At 39.7% G+C, this 6,283-nt stretch carries 7 protein-coding genes and 2 pseudogenes; 6 read left to right on the forward strand and 3 right to left on the reverse strand.

Annotation, left to right across the window (positions count from 1 at the left end; all coding sequences use genetic code 11):
- Window positions 1–412: 412 nt before the first annotated feature.
- The 5 genes and pseudogenes from SMIDD26_RS04960 to SMIDD26_RS04980 all read left to right on the forward strand — a co-directional run.
- Window positions 413–712: pseudogene (locus tag SMIDD26_RS04960) on the forward strand (MazG nucleotide pyrophosphohydrolase domain-containing protein); the annotation flags it as partial.
- 97 nt (window positions 713–809) lie between these two features.
- Window positions 810–1,598: an alpha/beta hydrolase family protein gene (locus tag SMIDD26_RS04965; RefSeq protein ID WP_061439273.1), complete on the forward strand. Its 789-nt coding sequence runs from the start codon at window positions 810–812 to the stop codon at window positions 1,596–1,598.
- Between the two features lie 30 nt (window positions 1,599–1,628).
- Window positions 1,629–2,147 carry a ribosome maturation factor RimM gene (gene rimM, locus SMIDD26_RS04970; RefSeq protein ID WP_061439276.1) on the forward strand — a complete coding sequence of 173 codons (519 nt, stop codon included), beginning with the start codon at window positions 1,629–1,631 and terminating at the stop codon, window positions 2,145–2,147.
- A pseudogene (trmD, locus tag SMIDD26_RS04975) lies at window positions 2,137–2,857 on the forward strand (tRNA (guanosine(37)-N1)-methyltransferase TrmD). Before rimM ends, trmD begins: the two are co-directional and overlap by 11 nt.
- 11 nt (window positions 2,858–2,868) lie before the next feature.
- Window positions 2,869–3,207: an ATP cone domain-containing protein gene (locus tag SMIDD26_RS04980; RefSeq protein WP_001196047.1), complete on the forward strand. Its 339-nt coding sequence runs from the start codon at window positions 2,869–2,871 to the stop codon at window positions 3,205–3,207.
- Window positions 3,208–3,237: 30 nt separating this feature from the next.
- On the opposite strand, the gene SMIDD26_RS04985 is transcribed toward SMIDD26_RS04980, so the two are convergent.
- Window positions 3,238–3,558, reverse strand: coding sequence for a hypothetical protein (locus SMIDD26_RS04985; protein WP_061439279.1), 321 nt, complete (start codon window positions 3,556–3,558; stop codon window positions 3,238–3,240).
- A gap of 98 nt (window positions 3,559–3,656) precedes the next feature.
- Between SMIDD26_RS04985 and SMIDD26_RS04990 the strand changes: the two genes are divergently transcribed.
- Window positions 3,657–3,872 (forward strand): YdbC family protein, encoded by a 216-nt coding sequence (locus SMIDD26_RS04990; RefSeq protein ID WP_000807423.1) that lies wholly within the window; start codon window positions 3,657–3,659, stop codon window positions 3,870–3,872.
- Between the two features lie 53 nt (window positions 3,873–3,925).
- On the opposite strand, the gene SMIDD26_RS04995 is transcribed toward SMIDD26_RS04990, so the two are convergent.
- Both SMIDD26_RS04995 and gor read right to left on the reverse strand, forming a co-directional pair.
- Window positions 3,926–4,462, reverse strand: coding sequence for a biotin transporter BioY (locus SMIDD26_RS04995; RefSeq protein ID WP_061439281.1), 537 nt, complete (start codon window positions 4,460–4,462; stop codon window positions 3,926–3,928).
- Between the two features lie 197 nt (window positions 4,463–4,659).
- Window positions 4,660–6,006 carry a glutathione-disulfide reductase gene (gene gor / locus SMIDD26_RS05000; protein WP_061439283.1) on the reverse strand — a complete coding sequence of 449 codons (1,347 nt, stop codon included), beginning with the start codon at window positions 6,004–6,006 and terminating at the stop codon, window positions 4,660–4,662.
- Between the last annotated feature and the right edge of the window lie 277 nt (window positions 6,007–6,283).

Consider the following 6,283-nt stretch of genomic DNA (forward strand, 5'->3'; position numbering starts at 1 on the left):
CTCTCCAGTTGAAAAACTACCTCAAGAAGCACTTATCTATTATTCGACCGAATCGAAAATATCCAAGAAAGATAAAGGCCCAATCGGTAGTTGATTTCATCTATAGAGTAACATAAATCTCAAAAAATGGGGCTAAAAAACCTTTATTTGTCATGCAAAAAAATAGAATATAGAATCACTTTGATGATCTCAATCATATCTCCTATTCAAATAGTTAGCTCACTAACTTAATGACATTGGACGGATGTCTCGCTTTTTTTGCAAGGAGCAGGATATGAAGGATTTAACGTTTAGACAATTACAAGACTAGTTATAGTCAATGAAAATCAAAGAGCAAACTAGGAAGCTAGCCGCAGGCTGTACTGGAGTACGGCAAGGTGAAGCTGACGTAGTTTGAAGAGATTTTCGAAGAGTATTACTCGAACATTACCAGTATTCTCGAACTGAGGAAGGTCTCTTTATGAAGTTAGTGGAGGAAGTCGGAGAAGTAGCTGAGGTTTTGAATGGTCGTTCTGGTAGAAAAGAGGGCGTTCAGGATTCTAATGAGGAACTAGCAAAAGAACTGGCTGATATTATTCACTACACTGTCGCAATCGCCGCCATCAACCATATTGACCTTACCAAGACTATCTTTGAGAAAGACAAAACCGCAGCCGTTAACTACCAACATAAACATGATTTGGAAGGATTTTTGAAGGTGAAGGAGAATTGATGTCCCCTTCCTCCAACTTGAGAAAATCCCTGGAACGTGATAAAATAAAGGATAGGGATTTTTAATAATTCATTATATAGAACGAGTGGGTTTCTTTATGAAGAGGTTTGAAGTATCTACAGAAATTGGTAGTCTCTCTGTTACTTATCAAAAGCAAAAGAAAATGCTAGTTTGTTTAAGTGGCGCAGGTTTGCTACCAAGTTATGAAAATTTTTCACTTATACTTGAAAAACTTCCTCCTACAATTGGTTATTTGACAATTGATTTTCCAAACACAGGAAGGAGTCCGATTCATGACCAAGCTGACAAAAATCTGGATAATCTTGTAGATGCAGTTTATGAAGTACTTGAAGAATTGGCGATTTTTGAATATATACTTTGTGTACATAGTTTGAGTGGAATTTTAGCTTGCAAATTGCTCAAGAAACCAATTAAGTGTCAGGCTTTAGTAGCAGTGGAACCGACAACTAAAAACGTCATGTTTGCTGATTTTTCAGAAAATCCTTATCCAGAAATGGAAGAACAGATGAGGCTGATTGACGAGTATGGACCTGAACTTTATTTGAAGAATTTAACTCAAGCAACATTTAGTCCTGAAACGAATAAAGAAATCTGGGAAATAATGCAAGAAAAAGGCTTAGAGTTAGAAAAGCAAAATTCAGGATTTCAGATATCTGGAGAGATTACTGAGGAAGATTTTGAGGATGTATCAATACCAGATTGTATCCCTGTATTTGTTTTTTGTCAGCCTTACAGAGAAAAAGAGTACAGAGAATCAGAATATTGGACTTCCAATGCTAGACTCATTTTAGGAGGGAATCACCATTATTTACAATGGTCTGAATCCGAAAAAATTGCGACTATTATTCGAGAATTGTCAGAATAAGATGGAGAGAAGGAGACTACAGGAGACAAGATGAACTACTTTAATGTTGGGAAAATCGTCAATACGCAGGGGTTGCAGGGTGAGATGCGAGTCTTGTCTGTGACAGATTTTGCAGAAGAACGGTTTAAAAAAGGGGCTGAGCTGGCCTTGTTTGATGAAAAAAATCAGTTTGTCCAAACAGTGACCATTGCTAGCCACCGTAAGCATAAGAATTTTGATATTATCAAATTCAAAGATATGTACCATATCAATGCTATTGAAAAGTACAAGGGATACAGTCTCAAGGTTGCTGAGGAAGATTTGAATGACCTAGACGATGGTGAATTTTATTATCACGAGATTATCGGTTTGGAAGTCTATGAGGGTGATAACTTGATTGGAACCATCAAGGAAATCCTGCAACCAGGTGCTAACGATGTCTGGGTGGTCAAGCGAAAAGGTAAACGTGACTTGCTTTTACCTTATATCCCACCAGTGGTTCTCAATGTTGATATTCCAAATAACCGCGTCAATGTGGAAATCTTAGAAGGGTTAGACGATGAAAATTGATATTTTAACCCTTTTTCCAGAGATGTTTTCTCCACTGGAGCACTCAATCGTTGGAAAGGCTCGAGAAAAAGGACTCTTGGATATTCAGTATCATAATTTTCGAGAATATGCTGAAAAGGCCCGCCATGTCGACGATGAGCCCTACGGGGGCGGGTCAGGGGATGCTGCTCCGAGCCCAACCTATTTTCGATGCCTTTGATGCTATTGAAAAGAAAAATCCGCGCGTCATTCTCCTCGATCCTGCTGGAAAGCAGTTTGATCAGGCTTATGCTGAGGATTTGGCTCAAGAGGAAGAGTTAATCTTTATCTGTGGGCACTATGAGGGTTATGATGAGCGTATTAAGACCTTGGTGACAGATGAGATTTCCCTGGGGGACTATGTCTTGACTGGTGGAGAATTGGCGGCCATGACCATGATTGATGCTACGGTACGCCTGATTCCAGAAGTGATTGGCAAGGAGTCTAGCCACCAAGATGATAGTTTTTCTTCTGGCCTTCTCGAATATCCTCAATACACACGTCCCTATGATTATCGAGGCATGGTTGTCCCAGATGTTCTGATGAGCGGGCACCATGAAAAGATTCGTCAGTGGCGCCTGTATGAGAGTTTAAAGAAAACCTACGAGCGCAGACCGGATTTGCTTGAACATTATCAACTGACAGCAGAAGAAGAAAAAATGTTGGCAGAAATCAAAGAAAACAAAGAATAAAGGAGAAACCTATGCAAGTAATCAAACGTAATGGCGAAATTGCTGAATTTAATCCAGATAAGATTTACCAAGCCATCTTAAAGGCAGCCCAGACTGTCTATGTATTGACAGATGATTTGCGTCAAAACCTTGCACAAGTCACTAAGAAAGTGGTTTTGGATTTGGAAGAAGCCAAGGTGGAACGTGCTACTATCAGCATGATTCAGTCTATGGTTGAACATCGTTTATTGGGTGCAGGTTACATTACCATTGCAGAACACTACATTTCCTATCGTCTGCAACGTGACTTGGAAAGAAGTGGTTATGGAGACCATATCGCTGTTCATTTACATTTTGAACAAATTCGCTAAGAAAAAAGAGTGGGATGAAGCAACTACATCTCACTCTTTCTTAAATCTATTTTTTTGGGCTGTTTGGACAGTTGACGGGACAAATCGCAGGCGTTGAATATCGCTTATGCGGATAATACGGGTCACATTTTTGGCAAAATTTTTCACGATAATTTGTTGGCTTTGCTGATCGTATTTGATGATGTCACCTGTAAAGCTTGCCTCAGACAAGATAAGGTGAACAGCGGTTTGTTTCTGGATAGCCTCTTCAATAGTGGCTGTAAGGGAGTTGGTTTCAGTATGGTCTGGTTGGTCATGTCCATTTAAAAAGTCATGTATTTTATCTAGAACTTGCTGGAATTTATGTCTCATATTGGCCTCCCTTCTTTTATATCAATATTATATAAAATTTTCCTAAAATCTACAAGATTTTACGAATAAACTAATGAAAGCTAAAAAAGGAGAAGAAAATGGCAGAATTTACATTTGAAATTGAAGAGCACTTGTTGACTCTTTCTGAAAACGAAAAAGGTTGGACCAAGGAAATCAACCGTGTGAGCTTTAATGGTGCTCCTGCAAAGTTTGATATTCGTGCTTGGAGTCCAGATCATACTAAAATGGGTAAAGGAATTACTCTCTCCAATGAAGAATTTCAAACAATGGTGGATGCCTTTAAAAGCAACTAAGTTTTCAAAATGAAAGAAAAGGATATTGAGTCATGACAACTCGATATCCTTTTTTAGTTAGCAAAGTAAGCCTGATTTTTAAGGCGTTGAAGTAGAGGACGACTAATCAAACTAATAGCTAGAAGTTTACCAAGGTCTGGAATGATAAAGGGAATGACCCCCACAACAAGAGCTTTTTCAAATGCCATTCCAGCTAGAAAATGCAAGCTGAGAATCCCGCCGACAAAGACAAGGGCATCACCCAAGAGGTTGGCAAGAAAAATCTTGACAACACCACTCTTGCTGTTAGTTAGGGAAGAAGTAAGTCCAGAGTATACAAGATAAAACCAAAGATAGCCTGCAGTGGGACCAACCAACGCCTGCAATCCAGCTCCACCTCCTGCAAAAACAGGAAGACCGATGGCACCTAGAAGAAGATAAAGTCCAACAGAAAGTACAGCCTCTCTGGGTCTAAAGACAGTAGCAATCAAGCCGATTGCAAAGTTTTGCAGAGTGAAGGGGACGGGTCCAATTGGAAGACTGATTTGTGCCAAAACAGCAATGAGAGCAGCCCCAATAGCAGGGATAGCATAAACGTGAGCTTTTTTCAAAATAGTTAACCTCTTTTATAATGTATAGTAACTATTATACTCGTAGAGTAATCATTGTCAACCAATTTTTAAAAACAAGATAACAAAAACTGTAACAGCCGATTTTGCTTACTGGTTAAGGGGTGGGTAATTGTTTTGTTGATTCGAAAACATCAAAAAAGAAGCAGACACAGTTGTATCAGCTTCTTTTATTTCGATTAACGCATGGTTACAAATTCTTCAGATGCAGTTGGGTGAATTGCCACAGTTGCATCAAAGTCAGCCTTGGTTGCTCCCATTTTGATAGCAACAGCAAATCCCTGAATCATTTCATCAACGCCGTAGCCAATTCCATGAAGTCCGACAACTTTTTCTTCTGAACCAGCTGTTATCAATTTGAAACGGGATTCTTGTCTATTGCTAGTAACGGCAGAGTACATAGATGCAAAGCTTGATTTGTAAACCTTGATTTGGTCTTGACCATATTCTTTGATAGCTTGCTCTTCTGTCAATCCGACAGTTCCGATAGCAGGGTGTGAAAAGACAACGGTTGGAATAGTTGAGTAATCCATTTTTGCAGTATTTTTTCCGTTAAAGAGACGTTCAGATAGGGTACGTCCGGCCTTGATTGCAACTGGGGTCAGTTCTTTCTCGCCCGTTACATCACCTAGAGCGTAGATTCCCTCAACAACAGTATTTTGGTATTCATCTACTTGGATAAAGCCACGTTCATTCAGCGTGACTCCAGCTTTTTCAAGTTGCAATCCCTTAACGTTTGGACGGCGACCAGTAGCCCAGATAACTTGGCTAGCTGTGTGACTAGTACCATCTTCGAAATGAATGGTAATGCCTTCAGTAGTTTTTTCTAACTTGGCAGGGACTTTGTGAGTATGAAGTGGCAAGTTTGTTCTTTCCATTTCCTTGACCAAACCTTCAACTATATAGGAATCAAAACCACGCAAAGGACGATCGCGACGAACAAAGAGGTCTGTCTTGACACCAAAAGTGTGGAGCACGCCAGCCAATTCAACGGCGATATAACCAGCGCCTAGAATGGCAACTGACTCTGGAAGTTCTTCCCAGGCAAATACATCATCAGAAGAGCCACCTAGCTCAGCACCAGGAATATTTGGAATACTTGGATGGGCACCTGTAGCAATCACGATATGTTTAGCACGAATCAGTTCACCATTTACGCTGACAGTATGAGAATCTACAAATTCAGCATGACCTTTAATCAAGTCTACACCGTTGCGTTTAAAACTGCCATCATAAGAAGAACGAGCGCGATCAATGTAGGCTTCACGATTACGACGTAGGGTTGCAAAGTCAAAGTTAAGATCAGTAGTCTTAAAGCCGTAGTCTTCTCCAAATTGATGGAAAGTCTCAGCGATTTGCGCCCCGTACCACATGATTTTTTTAGGAACACAGCCGACATTGACACAGGTTCCACCTAGTTTCTTTTCTTCAATAACGGCCGCTTTGGCTCCGTGTTCACCAGCACGGTTCATGGTAGCAATTCCTCCACTACCTCCACCGATAGCAATGATATCGTATTCTCTCATTGAAAACTCCTTTGTACTCTTTTAAATAGTCGAGTGTCTTTTTTGATAGTCATATTCTATCTTTTTTTTGATTTGATTGCAAAAATCTGCTACGCACAAAAAATTGCAAAAAAGCTTGCCAAATAAGTCGAAATAATGTATTATATAACTAGTACAATAGAAAGGGAGGATTTCCGAACGATTGTTTAATCCTGAACTGTCATTATTTCCATCTGAACTGCATTGTTTGCTGGAGGGGAATTTGGTATAATAGCAAAGTATTGTAAAAAAGAAAAGG

This window comes from Streptococcus mitis, from assembly GCF_001579035.1.
Taxonomy (GTDB): domain Bacteria; phylum Bacillota; class Bacilli; order Lactobacillales; family Streptococcaceae; genus Streptococcus; species Streptococcus mitis_J.

Bases quoted from the DNA above. Each gene is read 5' to 3' on its own strand.
- SMIDD26_RS04965 (WP_061439273.1), top strand. From the start codon at position 810: ATGAAGAGGTTTGAAGTATCTACAGAAATTGGTAGTCTCTCTGTTACT.
- rimM (WP_061439276.1), top strand. From the start codon at position 1,629: ATGAACTACTTTAATGTTGGGAAAATCGTCAATACGCAGGGGTTGCAG.
- SMIDD26_RS04980 (WP_001196047.1), top strand. From the start codon at position 2,869: ATGCAAGTAATCAAACGTAATGGCGAAATTGCTGAATTTAATCCAGAT.
- SMIDD26_RS04985 (WP_061439279.1), bottom strand. From the start codon at position 3,558: ATGAGACATAAATTCCAGCAAGTTCTAGATAAAATACATGACTTTTTA.
- SMIDD26_RS04990 (WP_000807423.1), top strand. From the start codon at position 3,657: ATGGCAGAATTTACATTTGAAATTGAAGAGCACTTGTTGACTCTTTCT.
- gor (WP_061439283.1), bottom strand. From the start codon at position 6,006: ATGAGAGAATACGATATCATTGCTATCGGTGGAGGTAGTGGAGGAATT.